Source organism: Lachnospira rogosae (ex Hitch et al. 2025) (assembly GCF_040096455.1).
Taxonomy (GTDB): domain Bacteria; phylum Bacillota; class Clostridia; order Lachnospirales; family Lachnospiraceae; genus Lachnospira; species Lachnospira rogosae.
Genome location: NZ_JBBMER010000004.1, coordinates 244,055 through 260,314 on the forward strand (window position 1 = coordinate 244,055; position 16,260 = coordinate 260,314).

Here is a 16,260-nt window from a genome sequence, read left to right on the forward strand (position 1 = left end):
TGCAGGCACCGCTGTGGCGGCTAAGCCCTTGACAATCAGCTGTCTATGATAAAAGGGCAGTCAAGCAGAAAAAGAAGCAATGTGCAGCTTTTTCTGCCACAATGTAACAATCTGACAGTATTAGAAAAGAGCTGTGGTCACTGTAAGGTCTGGGTTATCTGCGTCCACTCTATGTGTGCACATGAAACACTGTGATCCACGCTTTTAGATCGTAGAACCCAACGGCGGACCATTAGCCTGTAGGTAACCAATCCACGTATAACAGAGTGGCCAACTGCCGGGGACTGTTAAACTAGGGCTCTTTTCCAATGCTGTCAGGAAAACAAATGTGACTGGAGTTAAGAAATATTTTCTTGAAATTAACTCTTGACAAAAGTCACTTCATAACAGAGTGATACAATCACAAAGTTTAATGGTATCTTGTGATAAATATAAACAACAAAAAGCCGTCAGGTTTTCAACATTGCTGCAGAAGTAAAACACTGGCACGGTGCAGCATATGGAAAATGAAAGAAAATACAGCAAATTAGAACTGTGTTTTTCTCCATTCGTAAATAGAAGTAGAAATAGTGCAATTTTTGCATGATATTATACAAGAAATATGTGGAAATATATCATATTATTGATAATATATGTTATATTAGTATTTAGGGAGGAAAACATGGAAGGTGAAAGAAAAACATTGGCACAACTGTCCGTGCCAATATGCTTAGAAACTTTATTTTATATGCTTTCAGGTATGGTCGATACACTTATGTTATCATCTGTAAGTGACCAGGCTGTGGGGGCTGTCGGAACAGCAAATACATATATCGGTGTTTTTATCATTATGTTCGGGGTAATATCATCTGGTATGGTAGCGGTTATGTCACAAAATATCGGGGCGGGAAGACCTGGAATTGCATATCAGGCCAGACAGCTTGGACTTATATTTAATGCATTGACAGGTATCATGATGTCTGGTATTCTTGCCATTTTTTCTGGTAGAATACTCAAAATAGTAAGTATTGCCCCGGCTTTGCTTGAACCTGCTGAAACATACCTTAAAATTGTTGGAGGTGCAAGTTTTTTAAATGCACTGATTCCTATTTTTTCCAGTTATTTAAGAGTGTTTGGATATACAGAACATTCCTTAATAGGGACGGTTGTTGGTAATGTCATTAATATTATACTCAATTCAGTATTTCTGTTTGTGTTTCACTGGGGAGTAATGGGAGTTGCTGTTGCAACAGTTATTTCAAAGGTTGTGAATCTTATTATTGTAGCAGCGATGGGAGCTGTACTTATAAAAGCAAAGCAAAGTCCTGAGCGTGCACAGCCACGAAAAATACTTGCACAGATTGTTAAAATAGGTTTTCCGTCTGCATTCGAAACAGCACTTTATAATGTAGCAATGACATTTGTGGTACGTTTTATGAACCAGATGGATGCGGACGGAATGAATGTTACAGCACGTTCGTATGCGATGCAGATTGCAAATTTCTCGTATTGTGTAGGCGCTGCGCTTGCGCAGGCTAACGCTATTATGACTGGCTGGAGAATTGGAGCAAAAGAGTTTGAAGAATGTGACAGGGGTACACGAAAAGCGGTGCTATATGGTCTCATAACAGCGACGTGCTTTTCTGTGGCGTTTGCATTATCCGGACATTTTATCGTGCATATATTTACGGATGATACACAGATGATTAATCTTGTAGTAAAGTTACTGATAGTAGATATATTCCTTGAATTTGGAAGGGTGACAAATCTTGTGTATGGTCAGGCATTAAAAACGAGTGGAGATGCAATTTTTCCGGTTATAATGGGTGCGATATTTATGTATCTGTTTGCGGTTGTCGGAACGTATTTTCTTGGAATACATATGGGACTTCAGGCAGTAGGCGCATATATTGCAATGGCAGGTGATGAGTGTGCAAGAGCTGTTGGGATGGTGCTTAGATGGAAAAGCGGAAAATGGAAAAGTAAGAGTCTTGTAGAATTGTAGGAGCGGCTATGTATTTTGAATTAAAGGAAAATAAACCACATGGTACAAAGGACGACCCATTTAGTACTTATCACATAAAGAATAAAGGTCGGTCATTTCAGATACCCGTACATTGGCATGATGAACTTGAAATTATATATGTAAAAAGTGGCTTTCTGACGGTAAGTATATCGGGGGAGAGTTATATTGGAAAAGCCGGGGACGCATTTGTGGTATCGCCGGGAAGTCTGCATCTCATGGGCTCACAAACCGGCACTGTGGATTATTTTACTTTTCTATTTCCGTTAAAATATATATCTTTTTTCACAGATGACATGTTAGACGATAAATTGCTTGAACCGTTAAACAGCGGTTATCTGATGATATGTCCAAGAGTAAAAGATACGGCAAAAGAACTGTGTGAGCAGCTGATTGATATATATATGGCAAAAACGGATGAAAGTGAGTCAAAAATAGCTGCACAGATAAAGACAAAGGTAATTCTTTTACAATTTATTCTTGAAATGTGGGAAAAGGGACTTGTAATAGAAAATGATACAAATGGCAGAAATATTGTGGAAAAAGAGATGGTTTCATATATACAGCAGAACTTTACAGGGAAGATATCCCTAAAGGAATTTGGAGAACAGTTTCATCTTTCAGAAAAATATATATCACGGTATTTCAAGGAACATTTTCATATTACACTGTCGCAATATATTACATATTTACGGTTGGAGCATGCAAAACAGCTGTTACAGGATACCGATATGCCGGTTACGGAGGTAGCCTTGCAGAGTGGGTATCAGAATGTAAGCTATTTTATCAGAAGTTTCAAAAAAGCCTATACAGTTTCACCACTGAAATATAGAAAGTCTGATGAAAACAGCTAAAGCAAAACCGATGGTCCAGTATGAGAAAACCGTACTTTTGTACACAAACGCAGAGAAGAGCAATAGAACTTTTCCCTGCGTTTATTATTATTTCTTGAGTTTCCGTAAAATGTAATTTAAAAATAAATGACTTCTCTTAAAGTGCCAATTTGTAATCCTTTTCAGCAAAAGAATGCACATATAAAGAGAGAAAAAGTAAGACTTACGGGAGGCGAATTTTAATTTTTGAAGTGAAAATGCCATCCGCTCGTCCTGTAGACATTAGTGCATTATCAGAAGCACAGATGAATGCAGAACTAGAGAAAGGATATGCGGATATGCAGGCTGGTCGTACTAGATCAGCAAAATCTGTTTTTGCTGATATCCGCAAGGATTACAGTTTATGATTTATGATATCGAGATTTAAGATCAGGCCGAGATAGACCTTCGTGGAATCTTCGGATACATTGCTTTTGAACTGCAGGCACCAGAAAAAGAAAGAAATTGACCGATATGTATCTCGATGATAAATTTACTAAAGAAGCATACCGGATGTGAGAGACAGATATATGAATCTTTATAAAGCAATTTAGTCGATTAAAAATTGAGGTAACAAGATGAAAGATAACAAGCGTGAAATTAGCATTGTTCGTTCTTCAGCAGCTATCCAGTTCAGAAAGTGGGCAAATCATATAATTGAGGAATATACAGTTAAGGGATTTGATATGGATGATGAGCGGTTAAAAGATTTTGGAACCCTGGCTTGACTTAGCGGCTGTAACTACATATAATGGCTTCGCAACGTAATTTAAAACTTACATTTTGATTACATAGAATAAATTCCGGAGAAGGAAAGAATAAGTGAAATTATAAAGGCTATGGAGGAATATGATAATGTCAAAAGATGAATATTTGATCACAGATACGCCTCTTAAAGCGTTGACAGTTTTTGCAATGCCAATGATTTTGGGCAGTTTTTTTCAGCAAATATACAATATGGCTGACTCTATAATCGTCGGACAATTTGTTGGCTCCTCTGCACTTGCAGCTGTCGGGGCCTGTGCAGCGCTGACCAATGTTTTCATTTGTGTGGCATTGGGGGCAGGTGTCGGTGCCGGTGTGCTCGTGAGTCGCTATTTCGGTGCCAGAGAATATGGAAAAATGAAGACCATCGTGTCAACGTCCTTGTTTAGCTTTTTAATTCTAAGCATAGTCCTTGGTGTTTTTGGCTTTTGCTTTTCCCACTCGATGATGAGGATATTACAAACCCCTGGCGATATACTGAATGATGCAGTGTTATATCTGCGGGTCTATTTTGTGGGCTTTCCATTTCTGTTTATGTATAACATTCTTTCCAACATGTTCACTTCCATTGGTGAATCAAAAATCCCACTGGGACTCTTGGTATTCTCGTCAATCTTAAATATTTTTATGGATATTTGGATGGTGGCCGGACTTGGTCTCGGTGTGTTTGGTGCAGCCCTTGCGACTCTTATAGCACAGGGTATTTCTGCAGTGTTTTCACTTTTTCTGTTCCTCAGCCGGATGCGTCGATATAAAAGTCGCTTTTATTGGTTTGACAGGCAGGATTTATATTCCATGCTTCAAATTGCTGTACCTTCGGTTCTTCAGCAGTCTACAGTGTCTATCGGTATGATGATCGTACAGGCTGTTGTAAATCCTTTCGGTACACAGGCACTTGCGGGGTATGCGGCGACGATGAGGGTAGAGAATGTTTTTTCATTGATTTTTGTATCCATTGGCAATGCGGTTTCCCCATATGTTTCCCAGAATTTTGGTGCAAAGAAAATTGAACGGATCAAAAAAGGATATCACGCTGCACTGGTGTTAGATGTATGTTTTGCAGTTCTTGCTTTTATAGTTATTGAAACATTGCATACTCAGATTTCCTCGCTATTCCTTGGTAAAGATGGAACTGCTTTGGCTTATCAGGTATCCGGGGGTTATATGAGATGGCTCGGTTACTTCTTCATCTTTATGGGAATCAAAATGGCAACCGATGGGGTTCTTCGGGGTCTTGGAATCATGCGTCCGTTCCTTATTGCAAATATGGTGAATCTGGCAATCCGCTTGTCGGTTGCTTTGATTTGTGCACCGCGTTTTGGCATTGTATTTGTCTGGCTTGCTGTACCGGCAGGTTGGTTTGCCAATTTTTTAATATCCTATGTGGCTCTTCGGAGATCATGGCCGACTGATAAAGAGGCGCAATCCCGATAGCCTAAATTAATTTAAAAGGATGAATTTATAGTATGAACGACAAATGTGTTGTATTTAACTGTACGCAGGAGTGTCCGCTACAATGGGGCTACTGTAATGGAAAAGAATCGGGTGCATTACGAGTATTACCATTTGAAAATGACAGAAAATGTGCCGGAGGATTACACCGAAATCTTATTTGTATGCTTAAGGGAGGATGGATGTCTGGAACTTCCGGCAACCACAGTGTCTGCAAGATAAGTGAGAGAGCAATTGTGGAGGTGCTGAAGCATTTTAAGATGCTTCAAGAGAAATAAAAAAATTTTGTTCAATAGGAATTTGTAGGAGAACTACCATTGTGATTAGAAAATTACGAAAAGCAGATGTAAATAGAGTTGCAAAGATATGGTTGGACACTAATATAAAGGCACATTATTTTATATCTGTGCAATATTGGAAAAATAATTTTGAATTAGTGAAAGAACTATTATTACAGACAACTGTCTATGTCTATGAAGATAATCAAGGAATATGGGGCTTTATAGGTCTAAACGATGAATATGTTGAGGGTATTTTTGTTTCTGACGAAATGCAATCGCATGGTATAGGTAAAGCTTTGTTGAATTATGCAAAAGATAAACGGAGTAAATTGCTTTTGAATGTATATCAAAAAAATACAAGAGCAATATCTTTTTATCAAAGAGAAGGATTTGATGTTCAGAATAGTGGTTTAGATGAAGCTACTGGAGAAAAGGAATATGTAATGGCATGGCAGCGGAAATAGAAGTTTAAGTATATAAAATGGATAATGGGAAATGCGGTTTATTGACCGCTGGGGGAAATATTCAATTGTATGCTTATGAAGAAGGATAAATATAAATATACAATAGCAGCTTCGGTAGAAGCTGCTATTGTATGTAATGACAGTAATATGCTGAATATTATTTAGTTCCAGTAGACCCGAATCCTCCATCACCTCGCACTGTATCACTTAATTCCTCAGCCTCAACGAATTCAGCAGTAATATAAGGTGTGAGTACAAGCTGTGCAATTCTGTCGCCAGGTTCAACGGTTACAGGGGATTGTGAATGGTTGTGTAATGCAACCATAAGCTCGCCGCGGTAATCAGAGTCAATAACGCCGACCTTATTGGCTGGGGCAAGACCTTTTTTGCACGCCATACCGCTTCGTGCGTATACAAGACCAACAAGGCCTTCTGGGATTTCCATAGCAATCCCTGTCTTGATGAATTCTGTAGTACCAGCGTTGATTATCACTGGTTCAGTCATTCCGGAATAGAGGTCTGCACCGGCAGAGAATTCTGTGCCATAAGTTGGAACTATTGCATTTGGTGTAAGCTTTTTAAATTTAACTGTCTGTTTCATTGATAATTATTCTCCTTAATATTATTGATATTCAGGTGACTGACTAATACCTAAAATTTTTATATAGATTTTCCACTGATTATTGATATTCTTCAGCAGTAATTACAGTGCCTTCTTTTAAGGACTGCTGTACAAGTATTGTGCGCTGGTTTGATGAACCCTTGAATTTAAGCATCATATCTTTTAATTCTTCAACAAATCTGCCATCTACGCATACGTCAATATATGAAAGCATTTCTCGGGTTTCAGGATATTTGTCATACATTTTATCCATAATATCCTCATCAAAAAGGTAACCGGTAAAGCACCATATATCCTTGGCCGGATAGTTTTCCTTTACAGCCTTTAGAAGCGGAATAAGTCCCCTTTGATTGGCTGGTTCAAATGGTTCGCCGCCAAGCAGTGTAAGACCAGCAATATAATCTGGCTTCATTGAATTAATTATATCAGATATGGTTGCATCAGTAAAAGGTGTACCATAGTTAAAATCCCACGCAATTTCATTAAAGCAGCCTTTGCAGTGGTGTGTACATCCGCTTACAAAAATGCTTGTACGTACTCCAGGACCATTGGCGATGTCGTTATATTTAATTTCAGCGTAGTTCAAAATATTCCTCCTGATTATGTGCCTTATATGTAAATTAATATGTATAATATCATAAATTGGACAAATATAACAGTGGTTAGAAGTGGCAATTAATATTATAATAACAATAGTTAAAGATTTAACGCATAACGTAATAGAAATAGTATAGCAGACACTACATATGTAAAATGCATAACAGAAAAGAGGCTTTATATGGTTGATATATTTTTTGACAAGTTATACAGATATCCAAGAATTAATGAATGTGTTAGCATAGCAGTTCCATTTGCTAAAGGGGAACTATATAATACGGATAATATAAGCATAGTTCAGAATAAGAGAAAATGTATTATCCAGCCAAAGGTTACGGCAGAGTATGATGACGGCAGTATAAAGTATCTTTTTGTCGATTTTATGGCAGATTTACCAGCTAATAAGTTGGCAAAGGCGGTATTGACAACTACTAAACAGGAGTTAGCTAATCTTATAGCAGACGGACAATCAGAGTGTGCTAAGCAAGATGGCACCGTCAGCGTAACACCGGTTAATAATGGCTTTTTAATAAAATGCGGTAGTCTGGAATATGAGGTTGCCAACAATAGCAGTTCAATATTCAGGCAGCTTAATGATTACAGGAAAGTATATACAGATAAGAATTTTGAAGGTCCATATCTTAAGGATAAAGATGGCAATGCTTATAAGCTTAAGATTGGAGAGTGGAAGGTTGTTGAGGCCGGACCAGTTACTGCAAGCGTAGAAGCTGAGTGCAGTAATATTGCAGCAGGGAATATTGAGAACAAAAATATTAAGGCAGTTATTAAAGTCACTGGTTATGCTGGAAAGCCATGGGTTAATATTACATACAGAATTATCAATACATCAGATGATGAGTTAAAGATAAAGTCGCTTGTATTTTATATTAAGAAATCAGAAGATAGCGTAATTACAGAGCAGTTAAAGCCTCTTAAAATTACAGCAGGTAACGATTCAACAGGCTGTGGTGATATCCGTACAGATAATTCGCATAATGATGGTCCTGTATTTATGACAAGGGGTACAACAGAGCTTGATATGCTTGAAAAGAAGGCTGATGTCAATAATATAAGAACCGTTGTTGCAACTTCTAATTATAAGACAAGCTTTATAATTGGTAAGAATGGCGAGGAGGTCAATGAGGTAATTGATGATAAATATCTTGTGAAAGAGGCTAATGAGCATTTTGCAGAGGTATTTTATGGAACATTTATGGCTGATTATACTGATGGTGAAGATGGCTTTAGTGTTACGGTTCATCAGGCACAGCAGAATTATCCTAAGGCAGTGAAGTCGTGCAGGGAAGGTGTGGCTGTTATGCTTGTTCCAGAGAATGTCGGGGAGATTACTATGCAGTCAGGAATGGCAAAAGAACAGCAGTTTATGATACATTTTCATAGTCCTGCTATGAAGCTGTGGGAGATAGACAACAGAAGTCTTATATACCAGATGCCAGACAGACCATATATAGAACCGGAAGTGTTTAAGAGGGCAGGGGTTATGATTGATGTGTTCCCTGTAAAGTATAATGATGATTTTGAGATATCACTTATGGCAAAAGCAGACGGACATTCAAGGTGCTATGGTATGCTTAACTGGGGCGACACGGTAGATCAGGGCTACACTGTTCAGGGACGTGGCGGTGGAAAGCCTGTTTGGAGCAATAATGAATACGATTATCCACATGCGTGTGCACTTATGTATGCAAGAACCGGTGTCAGAAGATTTATGGATTATCTGATTGTGTCAGCAAAGCATTGGATGGATATAGATGTGTGCCATTACAGCAGTAATCCTCTTAGAATTGGCGGACAGTGGGAGCACACGGCAGGACATTGTAAGAATGGTGTTATGGTATGCTCTCACGAGTGGGTCGAGGGTCTGCTTGATTATTACCATTTTACAGGTGATAAGAGAGGTTATGATACAGCCATTGGAATAGGAGAAAATGTATTAAAACTTCTTGAAACGCCTATGTATCAGGTGCCGGGTGAAGCCAATGCAAGGGAAACCGGATGGGCACTAAGAACACTTACAGCCCTTTATGTAGAGACTAATGATAATAAATGGCTAGTAAAATGTGACTGGATAATTGATAATTTTAAGAAGTGGGAAGAAGAATATGGCGACTGGTTATCACCTTACACAGATAATACAGCCATAAGAGTAGGCTTTATGATATCAATAGCGGTAGGAAGCGTTATGAGATATTACAGAATATTCCCAAGAGAAGATATCAGGCAGATGATATTAAGGGCAGTTGATGACCTGACAGAGAACTGTTATATGGATAATGGTTTGTTCTATTATAAGGAGCTTCCAAGTCTTGCAAGAAATGGCAATAATACCCTGCTTCTTGAAGCACTTGCAATAGCCTATGAGCTTACAGGTAATAAACAGTATCTTGAATATGGACTTAATACGTTCAGGAGTGCTGTGAATGAAGTGCCTAAGGGAGCAGTAGGAGTCAAGACTATTATAGATGATGCGGTAATATGTCAGGGCAATTCAGGAAAAGGATTTGCACAGAGTTTCATACCACTTGCAACTTATTATAATGCAATTAGTGAAAATAATATGACATTCTGACAATAATGTGTTAAAATAAATATTATGATGTATGTGTAAGAGGCATAAGATGGCATTTCAGTAATGAAAGATGTCATTTTACTGGGTCGCACAGCACACCGGAAACAGACAGCCATATCAGAAAGAATATACTGATATGGCTGTTTGGGTTAAATAATCATAACACAGAGTAACAGCCTAAGGAGGTTAATTATGAGAATCGGTATAAGAGCACACGATGTGGCATATGCACCACTTAATGAACTTATTCCTAATATACATAATCAGGGATTTCATTGTATGCACATAGCATTAAGCAAGTCTATTAAGGAGTTCAAGCCTGGAGTAGAGACTATGACACCAGGTCTTGCAATGTATATTAAAGAATTATGTGCAGAGAATAAGGTTGATATAGCAGTACTTGGCTGTTACCTTAACCTTTGCAATCCTAATGAGGAGAAGCACAAGGAGATAGTTGAGAAATATAAGGCACATATAAGATTTGCAAGTATACTTGGCTGTGGCGTAGTTGGTACAGAGACAGGTGCTGTCAATGAGGAGTACAAGTATGAGCCAGCTAACCATTCAGAGGAAGCTTTACAGTGCTTTATAGATAATTTAAGACCAATAGTTAAATATGCAGAGCAGTTCGGCGTTATAGTTGCGATTGAACCGGTATGGAAGCATATTGTTAATACAGTTGAGAGAGCAAGAAAGGTTCTTGATGCGATAGACTCACCTAATCTTCAGATTATATTTGATCCAGTCAACCTTTTATATGTGGGTAATATAGATAAGCAGGATGAGATAATTAATCAGGCATTTGATTTATTATTAAAGGATATAGCAGTTGTCCACTGCAAAGATTATGTAGTTGAAGGTGATGAGCTTAAGTCAATAGCGGCGGGAACAGGCGGACTTAATTATCCGCTTCTTCTTAAGAAGATTAAGGAACATAAGCCATATGTTCATTGTACACTTGAGAATACTGTACCAGAAAATGCAGTAGCAACAAGAGAATTTATGGAAAAACTATATTCAGAAGTGTAGGGAGAGATTATATGCCAGAGAATAATATAGAATTAGCAGGCAATACCAATATCAAGACAAGTCAGGTGGACAAGTCGGTTGATACTCCAGCAGATTTTACAAGTCCTGAAGTGCTTTATAATAAGCTTATAGAAACAATCAGGCAGTATCATCCTTCATCAGATTTATCTGATATAGAGAGAGCATATAAAGTGGCTAAGGAGGCACACGAAGGACAGTTTAGAAAGTCTGGAGAGCCATATATTATTCACCCACTGTGTGTTGCCATTATATTAGCAGAGCTTGAACTTGATAAGGAATCTATTATTGCAGGTCTTTTGCACGATGTTGTGGAAGATACAGTTATGACAAGTGAAGATGTTGCTAGGGAATTTGGCGATGAAGTAGCACTTTTGGTAGATGGTGTAACAAAGCTCACACAGCTTAATTACCAGCACGATAAGATTGAGGTTCAGGCTGAGAACTTAAGAAAAATGTTCCTTGCAATGGCAAAGGATATACGAGTTATTATGATAAAGCTTGCCGACAGGCTTCATAATATGCGTACAATGCAGTACCAGTCACCAGCCAAGCAGGTAGAAAAGTCAAGAGAAACTATGGATATATATGCACCTATTGCCCATAGGTTAGGTATATCCAAGATTAAGGTAGAGCTTGATGATTTATCAATGAAGTATCTTATGCCGGATACTTATAATGACCTTGTAAAGCAGGTTGATATTAACAGACCGGGCAGGGAGGCATTTATAAAGAGCATTATCAAAGAAGTAGGCATGCACATTAGCAATGCTGGAATTGAAGCTGAGATAGACGGAAGAGTTAAGCATTTCTTCTCAATATATAGAAAGATGGTTAACCAGAATAAGACACTTGACCAGATATATGATATATTTGCCGTTCGTATAAAGGTTGATACAGTCAAGGATTGTTATGCGGCACTTGGTGTTATTCACGAAATGTATAAGCCAATACCGGGACGTTTTAAAGATTATATAGCAATGCCTAAGTCTAATATGTACCAGTCGCTTCATACAACACTTATTGCTTCTAACGGACAGCCATTCGAGGTACAGATAAGAACTTATGAAATGCACAGAATTGCTGAATATGGTATTGCTGCCCACTGGAAGTATAAAGAAGGCAAGACAGGAGAATCTGATAAGAGTGAGGAAGCTAAGCTTAGCTGGCTAAGACAGATTCTTGAATGGCAGAGAGATATGTCTGATAACAAGGAGTTCTTATCATCAATTAAGAATGACCTTAACCTTTTTTCTGATTCAGTGTACTGTTTCACTCCTACAGGTGATGTTAAGACACTTCCAGCAGGTTCTAATCCAATAGATTTTGCATACAGCATACATAGTGCTGTAGGTAACAAGATGGTTGGTGCAAGGGTCAATGGCAAGCTTGTTAATATTGATTATGAGATTAAGAATGGTGACAGAATTGAGATTATAACATCACAGAATTCCAAAGGACCAAGCCGTGACTGGCTTTCAATGGTTAAGTCAACACAGGCCCGTAACAAGATTAACCAGTGGTTTAAGCAGGAGCTTAAAGAAGACAATATTATAAAGGGCAAGGAACTTATATCTAATTACTGTAAGAGTAAGGGAATTGTTCTTTCTGAGATTAATAAGCCTGAGTTTGTTGAGAAAGCACTAAGAAAATATGGTTACAAAGACTGGAATGCTGTTCTTGCGGCAGTAGGACATGGTGCATTAAAAGAAGGTCAGATTGTCAATAAGCTTAATGAGGAATATCAGAAGACCAAGAAGGCTGAGATAACTGACAAGCAGGTACTTGACAGCATTGTGGCAAGTGAGAGCAAGGAGAAAGAGAAGGAGAAGAAGGGCAAAGGCGGTATTGTTGTAAAAGGAATACATGATGTTGCTGTCCGTTTCTCTAAGTGCTGTAATCCAGTGCCGGGTGATGAGATTGTTGGGTTTGTTACAAGAGGAAGAGGAATATCAATTCACAGAACAGATTGTGTTAATATTCTTAATTTCCCAGCTAATGAAAGAGCAAGGCTTATTGAAGCTGAGTGGGAGCAGACAGAGAATAAAGATGAGAAGTACAGTGCAGAGATTAATATATATGCAGGCAATAGAAAAGGACTTATTGTTGATATTTCACGTCTGTTTACGGAAGCCAATATAGATGTAAGATTTATGAACAGCCGTGTTAATAAGAAACAGCTTGCAACAATCAATCTTGGATTTGTTGTATCTGGTAAGGAAGAGCTTAACAGATTAATTGACAATTTAAGAAAGATTGACGGAGTGACAGATATAGAGAGAGCTACAGGCTGATATTTATAACCGCTGTCGTGCGAAGTTAAGATATTTTATATATTGCTTCGTACGACAGCATTTTTGACACAGGGATTGGAGATTATAATGTATAAAATAGATGTAAGAGTATTAGGAATGGTAGCAACGAATTGTTACCTGCTTTGTAATACAGACACTAAGGAGTGCGTGCTTATAGACCCTGCGGATAATGCTGGAAAGATAAGCGAGATGATAGAGCAGTCTGGCTGTATGTTAAAGGGAATACTTTTAACACACGGACATTTTGACCATATTATGGCAGCAGATGAAGTGAGGGATAAGTATAATGTTAAGGTGTATGCTTCAGCAGAGGAGAAGAATACATTAAGTACACCTCATATTAATCTTGGTGAGGCTTATGGAATGAACCTGTCTGTGAAGGCTGATGTATGGCACAATGACGGTGATATACTTAAGCTTGCAGGATTTGATATTAAGGCAATTCACACACCGGGACATACAGAGGGCGGAACGTGCTATTATATTGGGTCAATCGGCGTGTTATTCTCAGGTGATACACTTTTCTGTGAGTCAGTTGGAAGAACAGATTTCCCAGGCGGAAGTATGAGCGACATTGTGCATTCAATTAAGGACAAGTTAATGGTACTTCCAGATGATACCAAGGTGTATACAGGACACGGCGAGGGAACAAGCATAGGATATGAGAGGGTTCATAACCCATATATAGGTGCGTAGGAAAGATGAACAGTATGATATATATTAAAATTGATAACGATACATTTTATGATGATGCAATAGTTCTTGTGCGTTCATTTTACCCAAGAATGGAGGTAAAGGCATATAAGCAGGATACAGTTGCCACAGAAGCTGATAAAGTGATTGATATAACAGTACCTGATATGACAGGACTTAACAAGAGCGAAATGCACGATAAATTCAAGTCATATTTATATGACAGGCTCAGCCAGATGACAGGAAAGACACTGCCCTGGGGTTATCTTACAGGAGTGCGCCCAAGCAAGATTGCATATGTTATGCTTGAAGATGGCGAAGATGAGCAGACTATAAAGAAGCATTTTATGGATAAGCATAAGGCAAGTGAGAAGAAAGCCAGCCTTGCAATAAATGTAGCAAAGAAAGAAATGGACATTCTTAATAAGATAGATTATAAGAATGGTTACAGTTTATATATTGGAATACCATTTTGTCCAAGTATATGCTTGTACTGCTCATTTTCATCATATGCACTTGATGCGTATAAGAATTATGTGGATGATTACCTTGATGCACTTATTAAGGAGATGACCTTTGTAGCCAGGACGATGAAAGGCAGAAGACTTGATACAGTGTATTTTGGCGGTGGAACACCAACAACACTTGGTGCGGCACAGCTTGACAGGCTCATAACGGCTTTAAAGGAGCTTTTTGATATTGACGGCTGTCATGAATTTACAGTTGAAGCAGGACGTCCAGACAGCATAACAAGGGATAAGTTAAAGGTGTTAAAGGCACATAATGTTGGAAGAATATCTATTAATCCGCAGACGATGAACCAGCAGACACTTGACCTTATAGGAAGAAAGCACACTGTAGAGCAGATTAAAAATGTGTATTCTATGGCAAGGGAAGAAGGTTTTAATAATATTAATATGGATATTATTCTTGGACTTGTCGGTGAAGATGTTGATGAGGTGGCTCATACATTATCAGAGATTGAGGCGATGAAGCCTGAGAGCCTTACAGTACATTCTCTTGCAATAAAGAGAGCGGCGGCACTTAATATATGGAGAGATAAATATAAGCAGTTATCTACCAATAATACAGATGAGATAATAAGAATGACAGAGGACACAGCCAAAAGACTGTCAATGGAGCCTTATTATATGTATCGTCAGAAGAATATGGCAGGTAATTTTGAGAATGTCGGTTACTCAGTTGAGGGACTTGAATGTATATATAACATTCTTATTATGGAGGAAAAGCAGACAATAATTGCCTGTGGTGCAGGAGCTTCCAGCAAGGTAGTATTTCATAATGAAGCAGATGATAATCATTCAGTCAGAATTGAGAGAATAGAAAATGTAAAAGACGTTCGTAATTATATTCAAAGAATTGATGAAATGATTGATCGAAAGAAGAAATTCTTTGAGGAAAATAATTTCTAGAAATAATAGTTATTGAAATAACAATTTGAAAGGAATTATTATTTGGTAATAATTTCCTTAGGATAGATAGAATTAAATTATATTTAAAAGAATATAGTGTCCTGAAATCAGGATATACACTTATTATAGAAAATATAGAAATGAGGATAATATGAAGATAGCAGTTGCTTACGAGAATGGAAATGTTTTTGAGCATTTCGGACATTCAAGACAATTTAAGATTTATGAAACAGATGGACAGAACATTGTTAAAGAAGAAGTTATAGAGAGTGAAGGCTCTGGACATTCAGCTATGGCAGGACTTCTTGCAGGTCTTGATATTAATGCTGTTATATGTGGTGGTATCGGTGGTGGTGCTGCCAATGCATTAGGCGAAGCAGGCATAGAAGTATATTCAGGTGTATCAGGCTATGCAGATGAAGCACTAGAGGCATACCTTAATGGAGAATTAATATCAGAGGGTGTTAATTGCAGTCATCATTCACACGAAGAAGAACAGAACTGTGGAGCTGCTGATACAGAAAATGAAAGCTGTGGCTGTGGCTGTGGTTGTGGAAGTGACACAGATGAAGGAGGCTGCAGCTGTGGAAGTAATGAAACATCAGGTTGTGGCGGTTGTTCAGGTTGTGGTGGAGGAGCACCTTTATTTGATGGAGCTAATGTGGGCAAGGTGTGCAGAGTACACTATAAAGGAACATTTAACGATGGAACACAGTTCGATTCATCTTATGACAGAGGAGAACCTCTTGAATTCACCTGTGGTGCAGGTATGATGATACTTGGCTTTGATAAGGCTGTAGCTGATATGAATGTAGGAGATATAATAGATGTACATTTAATGCCAGAAGAAGCTTATGGAGAGAAAGACCCAGATGCAATTATCACAGTTCCAATCAGCGAGCTTGCAGGTTCAGAAGAACTTAAGGTTGATGATATGGTATATCTTCAGAATGTATATGGACAGCCATTTCCAGCTAAGGTAACAGCCTTAACAGAGAATGACATAACATTTGATGCTAACCACGAGATGGCAGGAAAAGAACTTAACTTTAAGATTGAGCTTGTAGAAGTTAAATAAGACTTGAGTAGATTATTAACTTAATAAAATAGATACTAATAGATATTAT

At 38.1% G+C, this 16,260-nt stretch carries 14 protein-coding genes; 12 read left to right on the top strand and 2 right to left on the bottom strand.

What is annotated here, in order from left to right:
- The first annotated feature begins 661 nt into the window (after positions 1-661).
- The 6 genes from WMO14_RS07265 (at position 662) to WMO14_RS07290 (ending at position 5,836) form a co-directional block, all read left to right on the top strand.
- Complete coding sequence (locus tag WMO14_RS07265; protein WP_349153579.1) at positions 662-1,984, top strand: MATE family efflux transporter; 1,323 nt, start codon at positions 662-664, stop codon at positions 1,982-1,984.
- A gap of 8 nt (positions 1,985-1,992) precedes the next feature.
- Positions 1,993-2,856: an AraC family transcriptional regulator gene (locus tag WMO14_RS07270; RefSeq protein WP_349153580.1), complete on the top strand. Its 864-nt coding sequence runs from the start codon at positions 1,993-1,995 to the stop codon at positions 2,854-2,856.
- Positions 2,857-3,452: 596 nt separating this feature from the next.
- Entirely contained in the window at positions 3,453-3,602 is a 150-nt protein-coding gene (gene rhuM / locus WMO14_RS07275) for a RhuM family protein (protein ID WP_082437131.1), read from the top strand.
- Positions 3,603-3,729: 127 nt separating this feature from the next.
- Entirely contained in the window at positions 3,730-5,073 is a 1,344-nt protein-coding gene (locus WMO14_RS07280; protein ID WP_055306716.1) for an MATE family efflux transporter, read from the top strand.
- A gap of 32 nt (positions 5,074-5,105) precedes the next feature.
- A complete protein-coding gene (locus WMO14_RS07285; RefSeq protein ID WP_172678521.1) occupies positions 5,106-5,369 on the top strand; it encodes a hypothetical protein in 264 nt (87 codons plus the stop codon).
- A 41-nt stretch (positions 5,370-5,410) separates the two neighbouring features.
- Entirely contained in the window at positions 5,411-5,836 is a 426-nt protein-coding gene (locus WMO14_RS07290; protein WP_055306715.1) for an N-acetyltransferase, read from the top strand.
- Positions 5,837-5,993: 157 nt separating this feature from the next.
- Here the strand turns inward: WMO14_RS07290 and dut are convergent, their stop codons facing one another.
- Positions 5,994-6,437: a dUTP diphosphatase gene (dut, locus tag WMO14_RS07295; RefSeq protein ID WP_022502263.1), complete on the bottom strand. Its 444-nt coding sequence runs from the start codon at positions 6,435-6,437 to the stop codon at positions 5,994-5,996.
- A 79-nt stretch (positions 6,438-6,516) separates the two neighbouring features.
- Entirely contained in the window at positions 6,517-7,044 is a 528-nt protein-coding gene (nrdG, locus tag WMO14_RS07300; RefSeq protein ID WP_116443869.1) for an anaerobic ribonucleoside-triphosphate reductase activating protein, read from the bottom strand.
- Positions 7,045-7,236: 192 nt separating this feature from the next.
- On the opposite strand from nrdG, the gene WMO14_RS07305 reads away from it, so the two are divergent.
- From WMO14_RS07305 to WMO14_RS07330, 6 genes are all read left to right on the top strand, one after another.
- Entirely contained in the window at positions 7,237-9,645 is a 2,409-nt protein-coding gene (locus WMO14_RS07305; protein ID WP_349153581.1) for a glycoside hydrolase family protein, read from the top strand.
- A gap of 192 nt (positions 9,646-9,837) precedes the next feature.
- Positions 9,838-10,674 (top strand): sugar phosphate isomerase/epimerase family protein, encoded by an 837-nt coding sequence (locus tag WMO14_RS07310; protein ID WP_055176085.1) that lies wholly within the window; start codon positions 9,838-9,840, stop codon positions 10,672-10,674.
- 11 nt (positions 10,675-10,685) lie between these two features.
- Positions 10,686-12,986 (top strand): RelA/SpoT family protein, encoded by a 2,301-nt coding sequence (locus WMO14_RS07315; protein WP_349153582.1) that lies wholly within the window; start codon positions 10,686-10,688, stop codon positions 12,984-12,986.
- Between the two features lie 87 nt (positions 12,987-13,073).
- Positions 13,074-13,703, top strand: a complete 630-nt coding sequence (locus WMO14_RS07320) for an MBL fold metallo-hydrolase (protein WP_349153583.1) — start codon at positions 13,074-13,076, stop codon at positions 13,701-13,703.
- Between the two features lie 14 nt (positions 13,704-13,717).
- Entirely contained in the window at positions 13,718-15,133 is a 1,416-nt protein-coding gene (gene hemZ, locus WMO14_RS07325; protein ID WP_349153584.1) for a coproporphyrinogen dehydrogenase HemZ, read from the top strand.
- Positions 15,134-15,284: 151 nt separating this feature from the next.
- Entirely contained in the window at positions 15,285-16,211 is a 927-nt protein-coding gene (locus WMO14_RS07330; RefSeq protein ID WP_349153585.1) for a NifB/NifX family molybdenum-iron cluster-binding protein, read from the top strand.
- Positions 16,212-16,260: the final 49 nt, after the last annotated feature.

What these genes read in the sequence shown, in the direction of transcription:
- WMO14_RS07330 (WP_349153585.1), top strand. Translation starts at nt 15,285, where the DNA reads ATGAAGATAGCAGTTGCTTACGAGAATGGAAATGTTTTTGAGCATTTC.
- hemZ (WP_349153584.1), top strand. Translation starts at nt 13,718, where the DNA reads ATGATATATATTAAAATTGATAACGATACATTTTATGATGATGCAATA.
- WMO14_RS07310 (WP_055176085.1), top strand. Translation starts at nt 9,838, where the DNA reads ATGAGAATCGGTATAAGAGCACACGATGTGGCATATGCACCACTTAAT.
- WMO14_RS07305 (WP_349153581.1), top strand. Translation starts at nt 7,237, where the DNA reads ATGGTTGATATATTTTTTGACAAGTTATACAGATATCCAAGAATTAAT.
- WMO14_RS07320 (WP_349153583.1), top strand. Translation starts at nt 13,074, where the DNA reads ATGTATAAAATAGATGTAAGAGTATTAGGAATGGTAGCAACGAATTGT.
- rhuM (WP_082437131.1), top strand. Translation starts at nt 3,453, where the DNA reads ATGAAAGATAACAAGCGTGAAATTAGCATTGTTCGTTCTTCAGCAGCT.
- WMO14_RS07265 (WP_349153579.1), top strand. Translation starts at nt 662, where the DNA reads ATGGAAGGTGAAAGAAAAACATTGGCACAACTGTCCGTGCCAATATGC.
- WMO14_RS07270 (WP_349153580.1), top strand. Translation starts at nt 1,993, where the DNA reads ATGTATTTTGAATTAAAGGAAAATAAACCACATGGTACAAAGGACGAC.
- WMO14_RS07315 (WP_349153582.1), top strand. Translation starts at nt 10,686, where the DNA reads ATGCCAGAGAATAATATAGAATTAGCAGGCAATACCAATATCAAGACA.
- WMO14_RS07280 (WP_055306716.1), top strand. Translation starts at nt 3,730, where the DNA reads ATGTCAAAAGATGAATATTTGATCACAGATACGCCTCTTAAAGCGTTG.
- WMO14_RS07285 (WP_172678521.1), top strand. Translation starts at nt 5,106, where the DNA reads ATGAACGACAAATGTGTTGTATTTAACTGTACGCAGGAGTGTCCGCTA.
- dut (WP_022502263.1), bottom strand. Translation starts at nt 6,437, where the DNA reads ATGAAACAGACAGTTAAATTTAAAAAGCTTACACCAAATGCAATAGTT.